This is a genomic window from Paenibacillus sp. TAF43_2 (genome assembly GCF_052113545.1).
In the GTDB taxonomy this organism is placed as follows: Bacteria; Bacillota; Bacilli; order Paenibacillales; family Paenibacillaceae; genus Pristimantibacillus.
The window spans coordinates 1-15,394 of record NZ_JBFRDK010000011.1 but is presented as its reverse complement, the minus strand read 5'-3'; the positions used below and the strand labels follow the sequence as shown (position 1 = coordinate 15,394).

Sequence of the window (15,394 nt, the reverse complement as noted above, 5' to 3'; positions counted from 1 at the left end):
TTGCGATGAATGTGAGGTATGACTATGAACACGATTGAAGGCTGGACGGAAGTTGCGTTCAATAATCGGGACCCTGTTTATTTGCAGGTGGTCCGTCATTTTAAAGAACGAATCGCAACTGGCAAGCTTGCCGCTGGCCAGGAAACTCCCTCCAGAAGGGAGCTGGGCACGCTTATGAAAATTAATCCCAATACGGTACAGAAAGCGTATAAGGAAATGGAGGAGCAGCAATTGATTATTACGGAAGGAAACTCACCTAGCCGAATTACGAATGATAAAGAACTGCTGAATCATATAAGATCGGAGCTTATTGGCGAGGCGGTAGGTGCTTTTGTGGCGTCGGTGCGCAAAATTGATGTACCTATCGAAGAGCTGCTGCAGCTGGTTAAAAACAAATATGAGGAAGGTGAGCCGGAGCATGATTGAGGTAAAAGATATACATAAGCGGTATCGACGCCGCGATGTTCTGAGCGGCGTTTCTTTTACCGTGCAAAAAGGAGAAATCGCTTGCCTTATCGGCGTGAATGGAGCCGGTAAGTCAACGATTCTGAAGGCAATCATGGGACTGACTCCTATATCGGCAGGTTCGATCCTTATTGATGAACAACTTTTAAGTCCAAGCTTGTATGAGAAAATAGCGTTCGTGCCCGATCATTTGACGATGCCAACCAGCATGAAAATATCCGAAGCGATCAGGTTTATGGCTGACTTTTATGAAAGCTGGAATCCAAAACGCGCAAGTGAGCTCATGCAGTTTTTTAAGCTGGAGTATTCGGATAAAATCGGGAACCTGTCGAAAGGAACTGCCGCTAAATTCAATCTCATGCTGGGGTTAGGACAAGATGCTGATTATATCTTAATGGACGAACCGTTCTCCGGCATTGACTTGTTCAGCAGAGAAACGATAGTGGAAGTGTTTACGAGTGAATTGATTGAGGGGCGTGGCGTTTTGCTCACAACGCATGAAATCGGAGAGATGGAGCAGCTCATTGATAAAGCTATTTTATTGCAGAACGGTAAAATAAACAAATCGTTTTACTGCGAAGAAATGCGCAGCGAGCAAGGGAAATCAGTCATTGATGTGATGAGAGAGGTGTACCGAGGATGAACCGTTATTTGAAGCTTGTTCATATGGAAGTACATCGTTTTCGCTGGGTGCTCGCTATTCTAATGGCAATTGTTGCGATTACCCAATTTGCTTCGCTCATTTGGGCGACGACCAAAGAATTGTCATTTCGAGAAAAGCTGTTGTTAGAGACTGTAGACAAGAGTCTCCTGGGTGGTTTTTCTCCTCAATATTTATCGTTTGAATGGGCCATTTTCAGCTCGCAGATGGGTTATATTTTGCCGATGTTCCTTTGTATGGGTGTACTTGCCTTGTATGTTTTTGTTATCTGGTACCGTGATTGGTTTGGCCGCTCTACCTTTGTATATCGATTGCTTATGCTGCCAACGGCTAGAAGGAATCTTTATTTAGCCAAAATATCGGCATTTCTCCTGTTCGTTCTTGCGTTTATTTCGTTTCAATTACTATTGCTCAAGGTTCAGCATATCGTATTCAACCTCATCGTTCCGGCTGATCAGCGAATAGACTCCCATATCRTTGAAGCAATCATCAGCAATCAAGCACTTGTATGGCTTATTCCGCAGCAGTTTGAACAGTTTGTTTATTTATACGGCTTTGGAGCCATCGTCGTAGTCGCTGTGTTTACTGCTATTTTGCTGGAGCGAAGCTATCGCCGTTTAGGCATTTTGTATGGCGTGCTTTATTTGGCCGGTTGTGTGTTCGTTGTGGCAACTCCATTTTTATTTTTGTATATGGATCAGTACTATAGTTATTTGTATCCCTATGAAATATTTGCGCTTGGGCTAACCCTGTGCATTCTTGTGCTCGGCATTTCGGTGTGGCTCGGCATGCGGCTGATGGCCAAAAAGATTACGGTGTAAGGAGAATGTTCATGAGACGTTATTGGTTATCGATCTTAATGGTTGTGCTCGTTGTAAGCGGAATAGCCACTTATTATTCATATGGCAGATTAGATTTCTTGCCTGATTATAAGCTGGAAACGATACAAGGCGATGCCAAGGAAGGCGCTGTTATCGAATTATCAGGCTCTCAATATTTAGAGAGACGCTCCGAAGCTCTAAATATTAATTTCAAAGGAAGCGAATATTACAGGTCGAACGAAAATATGCGTAAAAATGTGCTTAGCGGAGACTCATGGTTCTATAAGCAGCCTGACATTAAGCAAATGATAAAAGATCATAAGTCATTTATGCGGGGCAAGCTTAATGCACAAGGCTTTTACAGAGACGAGGAATGGGTTGTCTATGCAGAAGTTAAAGCAGAAAAAAAGGGCTCAGAAGCCGCAATTGCGGTATTTCAGCTGGAGCTGCTTGAAGAATCAACAGACAAAGTATCGAAGCTTAAAGTGACTTATGAGCTGCCGAAAGCTGTGAAAACGACAAGAGTGAACAATTTCAGCAATAATTATATGAATTTAGTAGATGTTCAAAAGGTAGATGAAGAGATTCATCTGCTCGTCAGTACATATGATTACGACAACGAGAGCAGCAGGTACGAGATATTTGTCATCGATATGAAAAGCGGGAAGCTGCTGCGCAACACGAATATCGAGTCACTGGGCATCAAGTCCACAAGTAATAAAAAAGACGTTCAAATCGAAATTGGACATTTGGGGGATTCAAGCACCCAATACAGCACTCCTTCCGAGAGAATACTCTTTATTGTGATGGAAGAGAAAATTAGCCAACAAGATCGAGAAGCGAACAAGGTGCCAGAAACGCTAAGCGAGAAATATTTTGCCTATTCCTACCGTATGGGCTTAATGACTGAACTGACTAATTTAGAYATTAAGGAAGCGTGGACGAGCCTGCAAGGCGATGTGTATTATGTAGCAAAAGGTGGACCTGAACACATCACCTTATCGCGGTATCATTTATCAACAAATAAATTCGAGCAAGCTTATGCCAAATTATCCGCAGACCAGTTGAACGTAGACGAGATCAAATTCCCGTTGATTAAATCAAATCGTGTATACGTTATGACTCAACATGCAGATGTTGCCGGAGCATCTGTGCTCGATCTTGCAACAGGGAAATTGCTCTATACTGGCCGTGTTGTTGAAATCGGCAATGACAAGCAAACACCAGAAGAATTAAAGGAGAATTTACATTTAAACAATATGGAAATCGTCGGAAAAATAAATTGATGAGGAAATGTTATGAGCAGAGCCATTCTAACAGCTTGCAAGCTCCAGCAATTAAAAGGAGTTGAGCCATACGCCTATCAGGTTGCTCACTTTATTTTGCAAGATGCATATCTCGCTGAAGAGGCAGCAAAAGCTGCTTTATTGCAATTATGCCTTGCTCTCAAGCCATTCGAGGGAACGGCGGAGGAGCTGCAATGCCTAGCGAAAAAACTAACGATTAGCGCCTCGATTAAAGCAGCAGGTTCGGTAATAAAATGAAAAGAGCCAAAATCCTTAGGAAAGGATTTTGGCTCTTATTTGTTTCGTGAGCTGAAGCAGCTTTAGCTAATTACTTATTTTGCGAAAAATTCGTTCTGACTGATTAAAATCCTCGTATTTGATTTTATGAACCGAGATTAGTGATTCCATATTGCCTAGTGCCAAGAAGCCTTGTAGAGCGAGGCTTTCAAAAAACAAAGTATGAACACGGCTTTGCAGATCCGGGTCAAAATAAATGAGAACGTTCCGGCACAAAATAACATGAAACTCATTGAAAGAACGATCCGTTGCCAAGTTATGCTGGGCAAACATCATATTTTCTTTGATATAAGGATGGAATAAAGCATGCTCATAATCAGTCGTATAATAAGAGGAAAATTCTTTTGTACCGCCAGCTTGCAAGTAATTTTTGGTGAATCCTTGCATTCGTTTGAGCGGGAACTTCCCTTGTTTTGCACTCTCGATAACATGCTCATTCATATCTGTTGCATAAATCTTCGCTTTATCCAGCAAGCCCTCCTCTTGGAGCAGGATAGCCATCGAATAAACCTCTTCTCCAGTCGCACAGCCCGCATGCCAAATGCGAATTTCAGGAAGGTTCCTAAGAAAAGGAATAACATCCTTGCGGAACGAAGCAAAGAAATTTGGATCACGGAACATTTCCGTTACTCGTATGGAGAAATCATTAAGCAATATATGAATAAATCCAGGCTCATGGAGCACCTTCTCAAGGAGAGAGGTGATCGTGGGCAAGCCTTCAAGATTCATTCGATGCGTAATGCGTCTTCGAAGCGATGAACGCAAGTAATTGCGGAAGTCATAACCATAGACGCGGTAAATGCCATCCAATAACAAATCGATTTCGATTCGTTCCAGATCATCGAGCGTTAATTCATTATAATCTGCAGCTTCTTCATTTCCTTGACTGGTCAATTGCCCACCTGCTTCGTCAACCATACCCGCATCAGCGAGAAAAGCTGGTCCATATTTAGAGGTTTGCTAATATAATCGGAAGCACCGGCTTCCAAACATTTGTCGCGATCGCTTTTCATCGCTTTCGCCGTAAGTGCAATAATTGGCGTATCCTTCATTTCAGTATCCTGACGTATGATTTGCATCGTTTCAAATCCATCCATAATTGGCATCATAATGTCCATGAGCACAATATCGAAGTTGGATTGTTCTTTTATAATATCCAAACATTGTCTACCATTGCTTGCCACGGTTACGTTAAAGGCTTTGTTCTCGAGCGCTTTGACGAGTGCGAACACATTACGGGAATCATCCTCGACGAGCAGTACCTTTTTCCCTTTAAATAGAGTGCATTCATCTTCCGATAAATCAGAAATGTTATGATCGGCAATATCAGGCGCAGCATCGATGACCACAGTTTCTGAAGCTGCTGCAACCTCTTGATCAAGGGATACAAGCTGTTCTTTCTCCATATCAGGCAGGCTTGGCACGTAAAGCGTAAAAGTGCTTCCTTTTCCTGGCGAGCTGTTAAGGACGATATTGCCGCCTAAAAGCTTAGTAAATTCATTGCAAATGGATAAGCCTAATCCTGTTCCGCCATATTGACGATTTGTTTCGCCATCGACCTGCTGGAACGCTTCAAATATAAGCTGCTGTTTATCCAGTGGAATGCCTATTCCGGTGTCGGTTACAGATATGGCCAAAACGTCTTTATTTATATGTGCGGGTACAAGTTTTTGTACTTCATGCGAGCCAGCCTTTTGGATGCCCAGAGTAACTGATCCTTTTTCCGTAAATTTAAAAGCGTTGGATAATAGATTTTTCAAAATTTGCTGCAGCCGCTGACCATCCGTATAAAGCAATTGAGGGACATTAGCATTGACGTTAATATGGAAAGCTATTTCTTTCTGCTCAGCGACAGGTTGGAATAGCAGCTTCATATGTTCAGGAATTTCACTTACGTTTACCTCATCCATTGTCAAAATGAGCTTTCCGGCCTCGACTTTAGACAAATCAAGAATGTCATCTATTAGCGTTAATAGATCTTTACCGGATGTATTAATGACTTTTGCATACCCTTCTTCATCCGAATTAAGCGTATGGTTCTCATTTTCCGCAAGGAGCTGAGAGAGAATTAAGATGCTGTTTAATGGAGTACGAAGCTCATGCGACATATTAGCCAAGAAATTGGATTTGTACTGCGAGCTTTGTCTAAGCTGCTCCGAATAGGCCTCAAGCTCTTCTTTTGCTTTTTCCAATTCCTTTGTTTTCTGTTCGGCAAATAGATTCTGTTCCTCTAGATGCTCGGTAGTCATGCGCATTTCCTCTTGCTGCATCTGAAGTTCTTCAGACTGTGTCTGCAGTTCCTCGGTTTGCGTTTGAAGCTCTTCCGTCATTACTTGCGATTCGCTAAGCAGCCTCTCGATTTCCATTCGGCCAACAACGCTGTTAATCGCAACGCCAAAATGAGTATCGATTTGCTCAAGCAGCTTTAAGTGCCGGGAAGTAAACGAATCGACGGAAGCAAATTCAACGACAGCTACTACTTTGCCTTCATACTCGAAAGGCACGATCAGGATGCTCTTGGGCTGAAGCGTTCCAAGACCTGAGGTTAAGCTAATAGGATGCTCTGGAGCCGTGTTCAACAAAAACGTACGTTTTTCAAGCGCTGCTTGACCGACAAGGCCTTCGCCCAATCGGAAGCTTTCTAGTCCTGACTGATCGCCATGGGCTGCATAGGAAGCCATTTTCACAAGTCTCTGCTGCTCGCCTGTACCTTGGCGGAGATAAAATAAGCCATAGGCAGCACCTAGAATTGGAGCAAGTTTTGTGAGAAACGAATCGGCTAGCGTTGAGGTATCATTAATGCCTTGATTCATCGTTGCCACCTCGGCAACTTTCGTTTTGATCCAATCTTGGTCGTTTATATTATCAAGCAAACTGTTGGTAGCTTCAGCTAGATCTTTAATTTCATCTCGTGTATTTACTTTTATACGAGTGGATAAATCCCCTCCGGAGGATGCGATATCGTTTATCGTCTTCACAACCTGTTGGATCGTTTTGACGATTGCGCCGGAAACAAATGAAACGATAATGAAAGCAATAACTGACACGATAAGCAGCATGAGATACAAGCTAATAATGAGGATGTCATTTCGATTTTCCAATTCAGCAATATGCTCTTTCGTTGAAGCGATCTCATTTTGTCGCAAGGTTTCTAACTGTATCCGAAGAGAATCAATATGGTCTTTTCCAATGTCGTCATTAAAGAAATCAATTATGCCTTGCGTATCGTTATTTTTGCGCATGGTTAGAGTAGGCTCACCGGCAATTTCGATCCAATTCTGTATGGTCAGTTTTATTTCTTCCATCGTTTTGAGTGTAGTTGGATTGTCGGACAAATACTGGTACAGTGCGTTATAGTTGGCTTCCCATTCGCTTTTTCCACGAATATAGGGCTCTAAATATAGGTCATTGCCCGTAATCACATAACCGCGCTGGCTAGTCTCCATGCTTACGACATTATAGCGAATACTGGTAATCAAATTATGCACTTCGATGTCTCGGCTTGTAATTGACTTAATTTCTGTTTGCAAGGATGATATTCTCTCGCTGACGACAAGGATAGAAACGCCTAAGCAGATTATGATCAAAAAATAGCCGAGTAAAATCTTTGAGCGGATTTTGAAACGTAAATTACCCAATAGAATAAACTCCTTTATATGAAAGAATTCTAGTAACAGTCTCTCTTTATTATAGCATGAAAGAGTGCATAGAATATTCCTGCCTCTTATATGAGAAAAACCGCTTTTTGTTTCAAAGAATGAAATAGCGGGTATGTAATGAAAAAAAGGAAGTGATGACCGATGGATCTACTTATGCAAATCAGTATTGCGGTTATAGCGATTGCTTTTCTTGTTCTCTTGTATTCACTAATTCAAACGTTGAAAGTATTGCGAGGTGCACTTGATGAAATGAGGCAAACCGTTGGCTCGCTGCGAACTGAAGTGACTCAAATTAGCGTTGAGGTGAAGGAGGCCGTTCATAATACGAATGCAATGACACTTGATGTACGAACGAAGCTAAGCTCGCTCGATGTGTTGTTCGCATCCGTCAATGATCTTGGTCACGCCCTGCACTCATTTACCGGAGCGGCTAAGGAATCGGCAGCAAGCGTAGTTGCTTCCATAAAAGGTGAAGGGAAGAAGAACCCAGCGTCAGAACCTAGCTTAATAAGTACGATATATGATGGTGCGATTTCCACAATAAGGATATGGAATAAAGTTAAGAAAATATAAGCTATAATAGGAACATAGAAGAGAGGACAGAAGCGACTATGAACTCATTCATTCGTTTATCGATTCCGGCGAGAGCAGAATTCATTGATATTGTTAGACTTACATTATTTGGCGTTGCGAACAAAGCAGGTTTCTCTTATGAGGAAATTGAAGATATGAAGGTTGCTGTAACCGAGGCTTGTACGAACGTTGTACTCCATGCATACAGCAATAGCCAGCCTGGTGTAGTTGATATTAGTTTTGAGCTTGAGGAAGAAGGGCTTTCTATTCGCATCAAGGACGAGGGTACGAGCTTTAAATATGAGCCATCCGCAAGCAAAACCGAGTCTCTGCATAATAAAGAACTAAGTGAAGTAACGGCTGGCGGACTTGGGCTGTTTATGATGCATGCATTGATGGATAAAGTGGAAGTGTTTTCTGAGAGAGGCACCGAGGTAATTTTGACCAAGCTATTTGGTAGGAAAGAGGAGATGGCATGAACGCAAATTCATCCTTCCTGGATCCAGAACATATGATTGAAAAAATAAAATTGTATCAGCAATCGAATTGTAATGAAGTTGCAACCGTATTGCTGCAGCATTTTGAGCCCATTGTGAAGATGGCCGCTGCAAAAATGTCGCGCAGCAGACCAGATCTCTATGAGGATTTATACCAAGTCGGTCAGTTGTCTATGCTGCGATTATTTAGGCAGTATGACAGCTCGCGTGAAATCCCGTTTGAGGGATATGCAATGAAGAGCATTATCGGGCATTTGAAAAACTATTTGCGAGACAAGTCTTGGTATATCCAGGTGCCGAGACGGATTAAGGAAAAAGGCTTGCTGATTCAGCAAGCCATCGATCACTTAACCGTTGAGCTAGGCCACTCGCCCAAAATGGAAGAAATTGCGGTTCATTTGGGGCTTTCGGTGGAAGAAACGATAGAGATACTCTCTTGCCGCGAATCCTATCATTATGTATCGCTTGATACTCCATTATCAAGCGAAGGGGAAAGCGCTGCTACTATAGGCGATCTAATTGGCTCAGACAAGGACGATTATCAGAATGTTGATAATCGTCTAGACTTGGAGGAGGCGATGGATCAACTGAAAGCGGAGGAGAAGAAGGTACTTATTCTTGCTTATCACAATGGTCAATCTCAGCGTGATATAGCCGATCAGCTTGGCGTATCGCAGATGAGCGTTTCTCGCATACAAAAGCGGGCGATTGAGAAGCTGAAGGTACTGCTCGCAGATCATAGCGCTGAATTTGGAACGTAAAAGCACTATTATTATTTTTTAGTATATTAAAAACCCCCTTTCCATCTTGATGGAAAGGGGGTTTTTGTTATAAGCCTTATTGTTATTGAACCGGATCGGGAATCATGCCACTTTCAATGACTTGTGCATTGGTTTCCATGTTCTCCATATCCTCGCCAAGCTTAATCATCTCTTCTTCTGTAGGTGCCATTGAATTTGTAGTTGATTCTAGCTCGTCCTCGTCTTTCATTTCATTACCTCCCAGTTGTTGCAAGTCCATCCTTGACATCATCTTTAGCAGAGGAAATGGAATCCATAATATGCTGATTTGATTTTTTGGCGTGATCTACCAAGTCGCCAGCTTCCTCTTTGATATTAGTTGCTATATCCTTCGTGTTTTGTCCGACGGCAGCAGCTAAATCCTTTGTATTATTTCCCACCGTAGTGGCAATTTCCTTTRTCTTTTCGCTAATCGTCTTGAACTTGTTGGAGAGATCCTCCCGCAGGTTTGCACCTGTCTTTGGTGCGAACAGCAGAGCTGAAATAGCACCGATAGCACCTCCTACGATTGCGCCAATCAATACGCCGTTACTAGAGTTTTCTCGTGACATTTGTCATCTCTCCTCGATTTGTATTTGTCGATCAAGTTGATCAACGTTGTTTGAATTTCTTAGTTATATATAAACGAAAACAAACGTTTTGAAACAAAACAATAAGGAAACTATTGACAATTTAAGGGAGACGATGCTACATTTGTTTCGATTTCTCACTTTATTGCTAGGAATTATGTGATATAAAAGGTGGAGCAAATCGATGGAATGGAATTATTTATTTTTAAAAATCAAGAAGGAGGACTTTACTATTCAGTAGGTTGAAAAAATGGAAGAAGCTTTAGAAAATTTCTTAAAAATAATATATTTATTCTCTTAAATTGGTTAATTATTGAGTTAATTATTCCGATAAAAAAATTGCCTGCCTATTTCACCTATGTAGAAACTCACAAAAATAGAGAGATAGAGGAGAGAAATCATGTTTAAACGAGTGGAGAATGAGCTGGAACTGGCTATGTTTAACGGCATTTGGACAACCGTCTGGATGGAGAAAGGTTTTGAACTTGAATTTTCTAAACACGCTCTTGAGAGATTCGTCATTGTGACAGAGGAAGGACATTATGTAGGGACGTCTGAAATTAAACCCTATTGCTTGACTTCAAGCTCCATTAACGATGCAGGTCCGTTTCAAACGCATCCGAAAATTGTTGAAGCAGGCGACGCTGTAGCTGAAATTGACAAAATTGCGCTGCTCCGATCGTATAGAGGAAGGCATATCTCAGATTTGCTCTCGTCGGCAGTCTACATAGCAGAGAAGCTGCAGCTGAAATATTTTGTCTCTTTGCTTGAGCCGAAATTTATGAGGGCGCTTCGCATTTCATACCAAGTACCAATAGAAAAAGTAGGAGAGAAGGTGTTCTATAAGGGAGATGATGTCATTCCCGTATTGTTCGATATGGAGAAGATGTATCGCAACAAAAATAGTTATGAATGGCTCGTTTATCCGCAAGAAGCGGTTTTAGCTGCAAACGGTGCAGGAGGAACTGGACGTACCGTTTAAACGTATGAAAACATGAGTTAACTCAGAAAAGGCGGAAATGTCATGAAAAAAGAATTAACAGAACTAGACAAACGGAATCGATTGTTAATAAAAATCCTGTGGAGTTTGCTTGCTCTCGGGATCGTTACAGATCTTGCTATTGGGCTTGATGCAAAGATGGTTCTTCTTCTTGCGGGAGTCGGTATATTTTTGTGCGGTGCAGCTACTTTCATGACATACCGTGGCATTTTTACACAATCTATTAAATTTTTTGTACCCTTTATTTTGACCATTATCGTTACTTTATTAATCGTATCGGATCCGAATCCTATTGTGAGCACGTACTTTTTAGTTTATGTAAACCTCGCAATCATTACTCTTTACGCAGACTATAGACCGATTATTTTGACAGGTGTTTTGGGAGCCGCAGTAAGCACATATTTGTTTTTTGATCCTGTGCTGCAGCCTAAGCTATTCCCAAACGAATCGCTTGTTTATTTATTTTTGTATCTCTTATTTGCTACGGTTGCGCTCGCATTCTCAGCCGGCTTCAGCGGCAAATTGCAGCGGCAGGTAACAGACAAGCAGCGGGAAGCTTTAGCTTCTAAGGATATGGCAGAGGCGCTGCTCGCTAAACTAAACTCTTCTATTATTGTATTAACGGAGTTCAGCAGCAGCCAGCAGCTGACGGTTCGTTCCACTGGAGAAATATCGAAAGAGGTAACGGCAACGTTCTCCGAAATGTCGGCTGCGATCGAGAAGCAGACAGGGACTATTATGAACATTAGTGAATCCTCGCAGGTCATTGATACTTCGGTTAAAACGCTTTTGGAAGGTACGGAGCAGTTGAAGCAATTTTCTACGGTTAATGCAGATTTGACGGAGAACAATCGGGAGAAAATGGCGGTGTTATCGTCAGAGGTAGAAAGTGTTCGCTCTATCATTACTCATACCGTGGACATGATGATTGAACTCAATGAGCAAAATGATCGTGTAAGCTCAATTGTAGAAACGATTAGTACGATTGCTGAGCAGACGAATCTACTTGCGCTTAATGCTGCGATTGAAGCAGCTCGCGCAGGCGAGCACGGCAGAGGTTTTGCTGTCGTATCAGGCGAGGTGCGCAAGCTTGCAGATAATGCGAGAGCGGCGACGAATGAAATATCGGAAATTTTGACGGGAATTCGTTCACAAATCAGTGCTGTTCACGCGCAAGTAGAAAGCGGCCAAGTAGCAGTGACGACGAGCAGAGATGTATCTTTGCAGGTTGAGAAGCTTATTGATCAGATAAACGAGAATACGGAGCTTGTAAAAAGGCATTCTGATTCAGTTGGCAGCTCTGCCAATGAACTGCATGAGCGTTATGCGAGCATGTCGAGTGAAATGCTCAATATCGCAGCTACGACGGAACAAAATATGGCTTCTGTTGAAGAGGTTCATGCCAGCATGGAGACGCAGGATATGAAGATTCATACGATGGTAGAAGAATATGCTCAGCTTGATCAATTGCTTTCAGAGCTTAAGCAAATGGCGGCGAAGCATTAAGCTGATTTGTTATAAGTTTTATTGAAAACGCCAATAGAAGGAGTCGGCTTACCGCGAATGGGGTTGGCAGCTCCTGAAATGGCGTTTTTTTGTTAGTTTTATATGAATATACATGAATAATTAACGCGCAAATATGGAATCACAAACCTCTGTTATCGTTGAGCAGATATGGAGTAATTTTGCGTACTAAATGATTTCTAAATGTTTATTACTTAGGTTCACGGCATGATAGCCATTATAATGACAAGAACAATGAAATGGTGGCTATAGCCGTTGAAGGAGATAATATATGATTGATTTTTTTCGTTTTGATACAGATGAGAATAGGATATCACTGCTAGCTCGAGCGAGGAAAGTTGCGTTATCGGCACTGCAAGAGTATGACTTGGAATGGGTGAGCATTCGATTTATTCAGCTGTCGGACACAATCACGTATAAAATTGAGACAGATACAGCGGAAAAATATTTGCTTCGAATTCATTCGGATCGACTCAGTATAGAGGAAATTCGTTCAGAGCTTGCTTTGCTTCAGGCCTTAAATAAATCGGAGGATTTGCATGTGCCGGAAGCGCTGGCAAGCTGCAGCGGCGCTTATGTTTTGCAGATCGATACGGAAGCGGGCTATCGTCGTCCGTATGTTACTCTGATGCGATGGGTAGATGGGGAGCACGCTAGCGGGGAGTTTTCGGATCATACGGTTCATCTTATGGGTGTCATGATGGGAGGGCTTCACAAAGCGGCTGCAAATTTTGTCCCGCCTTCTGATTTTGTTCGTCCTGTTTGGGGAGCAGAGAGCTTTAGTCGTCAAATGGCTAAGCTTGAACAGTATTATGGAAGTTTTTTATCGGGTGAGGCATGGAGATCGTATCAAGCAGCGGCTGAGAAAATCATATCGGAACTGGCTGCAATGGAACGCAGCGGCGATAACTACGGACTCATTCATGCGGATTTGCATAGCGGCAACATCGTTTTTAACGAGGATCTGCCGTATCCCATTGATTTTGGCAGATGCGGCTTTGGTTATTTTCTGTACGATATGGCAGGCTCGCTATTAGAGCTTTATCCGAAGCATCGCTGGCTGTTTATTCAAGGCTACGAGAGTTTAAGAAAGCTGGAAACGGATTATGTGCGCAATCTGGAAAGCTTTTTTGTTATGTTCATGATCGAGAATTACTGCCATCATGCCTCTGATCCAAGAGAAACAGCCAGTTTAATTGCAGAACAGCCGTATGCTCAGGCGTATATTAGAGATTATTTAAATGATAAACGGTTTTTATTCGAAGTTATCGAACCTGTGGAAATCGATAGAACAGCAATTTTAGGGAGGAAGGATAATGGAAATTGAAGCTTCCTTAAAGAAACAGCTGCTTGAACTCGAGAATGAGTTGTTAAAGCCGGAAACTCGTACATCCCGCGGAGCAAGATAGGTGAAAAATATGATTTTAGACCCACAAAGGCTGATCGTTGTGAAGTCCGTGCGCTGCGCGGGCTTTTTTATGTATGGAGCGAAACATCAAAATAATAAAACAGATAAGGCAATTGTGAAACATTGTAAATTAAATAAACGTTTAATACTTATCTAAGCAAACAAGGCGGTGTTTAATTGGAGATAGTCAAACATTTTTTTCTTTGGATTTTTATGATTATATTGTTTGTTGCGGCAGCGGTGGTCTTGGAATTATTCGAGGGGAGCAAAATTATGACAACCGAATATTATGGTCTCCGTAATATCGGGCTGACGTTCGTTTTGCTGATGGTTGTTTACGCCTTCCTTTTTTATCCGATTACATTGCTGCCCATCTCTTTGGTTGTTCATAAGCTGGTGAAATCACTAATGATTAAGGCTTCAATCTATATCCTGTTTGGTGGATTGGTGGGCGTATATATGTTTCATTATTTATATGATAATTTTGTCTCGGGATACGAGTTGAATAGAAATAGCTCCATTATAATATTTGCGGTTGTGGGTTTGTTATATGCCCTAGCAGAAAATATGCTGCACCGCCGAATGAGGGACTGATATGGAAACATGTTTTTTGTTGACTGGGAAGCCGCGAGTAGGCAAATCGACTGCCATTGTACAGCTTATTAACCGAATTGGCGCTGAGCATGTTGGAGGATTTTATACGGAAGAAATACGGAGCGACACGGATCGTATTGGATTTAACTGCGTAACATTGGATGGAGAAAGCGAAAGAATAGCAAGTGTAGATAGTACAAGTTCCATAAGAATAGGGAGATATGGCGTTGAAATAGAAGCTTTTGAGAATTTAGCTCTAACGTCAATTAGACAATCCTTGATGACGAAGAATGTTACCGTTATTGATGAAATTGGCTACATGCAAATGTTATCAGTACCTTTTCGGAAGATGGTCTATAACATGGTTTCAAGTTCGCAGCATCTCATTATAGGCACGATTTGCTTGGATAGCCATCCCGAAATTGACAAGATAAAGGAGCTACCGGGCATCAAGCTGTACGTTATGAATGAAGAAAATAGAGAATTAACAACAGAGGCATTGGCGAACGATCTTTTTAGGTTATTGTAGGTGGTATAGGGGGAGATATAAAGAATGTTTGATGAAATCCACGACAAGCTGGAAGAAATGCGTAAAGAAACAGATGAGTGCTATTTCTGTATTGATAAGAGTGAGTATGTTGACGAGAATATCATATTAACGATTACAATCTATAGAGATGAGTCAGGAGTAAGAGTGGAAAAGGGGAAACAATGGGAAATTATTTGTGAAACCGTATTGGATCAAAGGCTAAGGTTAGATAAGGCGTTTGGCTACCTTGATCTTTTAAATAAGCATCCTTATTTGTTTAAGTATAATAAACCGGAATATAATATTTATGGTCCAAAAGAAGCTTTTAAAAATGATGAAATAGCTGGAGCCATTTATCACGAGTTGCAAAAATATTTACAACGCTTTTTTGCGTTGGAGACGATAAGTCATTACATGCCTAGTTACGGCACATACGGTTATCAGGAAAAGGACAGATATGCTTCATTTTGTTCAGGACCGATAGAAATCGTAAATATTTATAAAAAGGTGTTTCAAGCCCACTCCTTAAATCCTGGGATTGATCGTTCCCCTATTAATTATAATGATAAGGGTAAAATGAAACTTTTACTTATGCGTCAACATGAAGAGCCTTCTTTTGTAGTTGCAAAGAACTTTACATACAGGGAAGTTGAATGTTGAAATACATCTATTATCTATGGCACTACGCAACGAAGTAGAGTAGTCTGAGTC

At 41.6% G+C, this 15,394-nt stretch carries 18 protein-coding genes; 14 read left to right on the top strand and 4 right to left on the bottom strand.

Annotated features, from left to right (window positions below):
- The first annotated feature begins 24 nt into the window (after positions 1-24).
- Genes AB4Z17_RS04275 through AB4Z17_RS04255 form a run of 5 tightly spaced genes read left to right on the top strand, consistent with a single transcriptional unit; the run spans position 25 to position 3,491 of the window.
- Entirely contained in the window at positions 25-426 is a 402-nt protein-coding gene (locus AB4Z17_RS04275; RefSeq protein ID WP_441908549.1) for a GntR family transcriptional regulator, read from the top strand.
- Positions 419-1,108: an ABC transporter ATP-binding protein gene (locus tag AB4Z17_RS04270; protein WP_441908548.1), complete on the top strand. Its 690-nt coding sequence runs from the start codon at positions 419-421 to the stop codon at positions 1,106-1,108. The genes AB4Z17_RS04275 and AB4Z17_RS04270 overlap by 8 nt, the downstream gene beginning before the upstream one ends.
- Positions 1,105-1,947: a hypothetical protein gene (locus AB4Z17_RS04265; protein WP_441958341.1), complete on the top strand. Its 843-nt coding sequence runs from the start codon at positions 1,105-1,107 to the stop codon at positions 1,945-1,947. Before AB4Z17_RS04270 ends, AB4Z17_RS04265 begins: the two co-directional genes overlap by 4 nt.
- Before the next feature lie 11 nt (positions 1,948-1,958).
- Positions 1,959-3,233 carry a hypothetical protein gene (locus tag AB4Z17_RS04260; protein ID WP_441958340.1) on the top strand — a complete coding sequence of 425 codons (1,275 nt, stop codon included), beginning with the start codon at positions 1,959-1,961 and terminating at the stop codon, positions 3,231-3,233.
- Between the two features lie 12 nt (positions 3,234-3,245).
- Positions 3,246-3,491 (top strand): hypothetical protein, encoded by a 246-nt coding sequence (locus AB4Z17_RS04255; RefSeq protein WP_441908545.1) that lies wholly within the window; start codon positions 3,246-3,248, stop codon positions 3,489-3,491.
- A gap of 66 nt (positions 3,492-3,557) precedes the next feature.
- Here the strand turns inward: AB4Z17_RS04255 and AB4Z17_RS04250 are convergent, their stop codons facing one another.
- Both AB4Z17_RS04250 and AB4Z17_RS04245 read right to left on the bottom strand, forming a co-directional pair.
- Positions 3,558-4,448, bottom strand: coding sequence for a CheR family methyltransferase (locus tag AB4Z17_RS04250; protein ID WP_441958338.1), 891 nt, complete (start codon positions 4,446-4,448; stop codon positions 3,558-3,560).
- Positions 4,421-7,168: a response regulator gene (locus AB4Z17_RS04245; RefSeq protein ID WP_441958336.1), complete on the bottom strand. Its 2,748-nt coding sequence runs from the start codon at positions 7,166-7,168 to the stop codon at positions 4,421-4,423. The genes AB4Z17_RS04250 and AB4Z17_RS04245 overlap by 28 nt, the downstream gene beginning before the upstream one ends.
- Before the next feature lie 162 nt (positions 7,169-7,330).
- On the opposite strand from AB4Z17_RS04245, the gene AB4Z17_RS04240 reads away from it, so the two are divergent.
- The 3 genes from AB4Z17_RS04240 to AB4Z17_RS04230 are packed head-to-tail and all read left to right on the top strand — an operon-like array spanning position 7,331 to position 9,020.
- Positions 7,331-7,762, top strand: coding sequence for a DUF948 domain-containing protein (locus tag AB4Z17_RS04240; RefSeq protein ID WP_441958335.1), 432 nt, complete (start codon positions 7,331-7,333; stop codon positions 7,760-7,762).
- Positions 7,763-7,800: 38 nt separating this feature from the next.
- A complete protein-coding gene (gene rsbW / locus AB4Z17_RS04235; protein ID WP_076269046.1) occupies positions 7,801-8,241 on the top strand; it encodes an anti-sigma B factor RsbW in 441 nt (146 codons plus the stop codon).
- Positions 8,238-9,020: a sigma-70 family RNA polymerase sigma factor gene (locus tag AB4Z17_RS04230; protein ID WP_441958334.1), complete on the top strand. Its 783-nt coding sequence runs from the start codon at positions 8,238-8,240 to the stop codon at positions 9,018-9,020. The genes rsbW and AB4Z17_RS04230 overlap by 4 nt, the downstream gene beginning before the upstream one ends.
- Positions 9,021-9,102: 82 nt before the next feature.
- On the opposite strand, the gene AB4Z17_RS04225 is transcribed toward AB4Z17_RS04230, so the two are convergent.
- Both AB4Z17_RS04225 and AB4Z17_RS04220 read right to left on the bottom strand, forming a co-directional pair.
- Positions 9,103-9,249, bottom strand: a complete 147-nt coding sequence (locus tag AB4Z17_RS04225; RefSeq protein WP_441958332.1) for a hypothetical protein — start codon at positions 9,247-9,249, stop codon at positions 9,103-9,105.
- A gap of 4 nt (positions 9,250-9,253) precedes the next feature.
- Positions 9,254-9,610: a YtxH domain-containing protein gene (locus AB4Z17_RS04220; protein ID WP_441958330.1), complete on the bottom strand. Its 357-nt coding sequence runs from the start codon at positions 9,608-9,610 to the stop codon at positions 9,254-9,256.
- A 418-nt stretch (positions 9,611-10,028) separates the two neighbouring features.
- On the opposite strand from AB4Z17_RS04220, the gene AB4Z17_RS04215 reads away from it, so the two are divergent.
- The 6 genes from AB4Z17_RS04215 (at position 10,029) to AB4Z17_RS04190 (ending at position 15,343) form a co-directional block, all read left to right on the top strand.
- Positions 10,029-10,610, top strand: a complete 582-nt coding sequence (locus AB4Z17_RS04215; RefSeq protein WP_441908539.1) for a GNAT family N-acetyltransferase — start codon at positions 10,029-10,031, stop codon at positions 10,608-10,610.
- A gap of 42 nt (positions 10,611-10,652) precedes the next feature.
- Positions 10,653-12,134 carry a methyl-accepting chemotaxis protein gene (locus tag AB4Z17_RS04210; RefSeq protein WP_441958328.1) on the top strand — a complete coding sequence of 494 codons (1,482 nt, stop codon included), beginning with the start codon at positions 10,653-10,655 and terminating at the stop codon, positions 12,132-12,134.
- Positions 12,135-12,423: 289 nt separating this feature from the next.
- On the top strand, positions 12,424-13,479 hold the full coding sequence (locus tag AB4Z17_RS04205) for a phosphotransferase enzyme family protein (protein ID WP_441908537.1): 1,056 nt from the start codon (positions 12,424-12,426) through the stop codon (positions 13,477-13,479).
- 258 nt (positions 13,480-13,737) lie between these two features.
- Positions 13,738-14,154 (top strand): hypothetical protein, encoded by a 417-nt coding sequence (locus tag AB4Z17_RS04200; RefSeq protein WP_441958327.1) that lies wholly within the window; start codon positions 13,738-13,740, stop codon positions 14,152-14,154.
- A 1-nt stretch (position 14,155) separates the two neighbouring features.
- Complete coding sequence (locus AB4Z17_RS04195; protein WP_441958325.1) at positions 14,156-14,683, top strand: nucleoside-triphosphatase; 528 nt, start codon at positions 14,156-14,158, stop codon at positions 14,681-14,683.
- 24 nt (positions 14,684-14,707) lie between these two features.
- Positions 14,708-15,343, top strand: coding sequence for a hypothetical protein (locus tag AB4Z17_RS04190; RefSeq protein WP_441958323.1), 636 nt, complete (start codon positions 14,708-14,710; stop codon positions 15,341-15,343).
- Positions 15,344-15,394: the final 51 nt, after the last annotated feature.

Bases quoted from the DNA above. Each gene is read 5' to 3' on its own strand.
- rsbW (WP_076269046.1), top strand. From the start codon at position 7,801: ATGAACTCATTCATTCGTTTATCGATTCCGGCGAGAGCAGAATTCATT.
- AB4Z17_RS04190 (WP_441958323.1), top strand. From the start codon at position 14,708: ATGTTTGATGAAATCCACGACAAGCTGGAAGAAATGCGTAAAGAAACA.
- AB4Z17_RS04195 (WP_441958325.1), top strand. From the start codon at position 14,156: ATGGAAACATGTTTTTTGTTGACTGGGAAGCCGCGAGTAGGCAAATCG.
- AB4Z17_RS04275 (WP_441908549.1), top strand. From the start codon at position 25: ATGAACACGATTGAAGGCTGGACGGAAGTTGCGTTCAATAATCGGGAC.
- AB4Z17_RS04205 (WP_441908537.1), top strand. From the start codon at position 12,424: ATGATTGATTTTTTTCGTTTTGATACAGATGAGAATAGGATATCACTG.
- AB4Z17_RS04225 (WP_441958332.1), bottom strand. From the start codon at position 9,249: ATGAAAGACGAGGACGAGCTAGAATCAACTACAAATTCAATGGCACCT.
- AB4Z17_RS04250 (WP_441958338.1), bottom strand. From the start codon at position 4,448: ATGGTTGACGAAGCAGGTGGGCAATTGACCAGTCAAGGAAATGAAGAA.
- AB4Z17_RS04255 (WP_441908545.1), top strand. From the start codon at position 3,246: ATGAGCAGAGCCATTCTAACAGCTTGCAAGCTCCAGCAATTAAAAGGA.
- AB4Z17_RS04270 (WP_441908548.1), top strand. From the start codon at position 419: ATGATTGAGGTAAAAGATATACATAAGCGGTATCGACGCCGCGATGTT.
- AB4Z17_RS04215 (WP_441908539.1), top strand. From the start codon at position 10,029: ATGTTTAAACGAGTGGAGAATGAGCTGGAACTGGCTATGTTTAACGGC.
- AB4Z17_RS04230 (WP_441958334.1), top strand. From the start codon at position 8,238: ATGAACGCAAATTCATCCTTCCTGGATCCAGAACATATGATTGAAAAA.
- AB4Z17_RS04240 (WP_441958335.1), top strand. From the start codon at position 7,331: ATGGATCTACTTATGCAAATCAGTATTGCGGTTATAGCGATTGCTTTT.
- AB4Z17_RS04210 (WP_441958328.1), top strand. From the start codon at position 10,653: ATGAAAAAAGAATTAACAGAACTAGACAAACGGAATCGATTGTTAATA.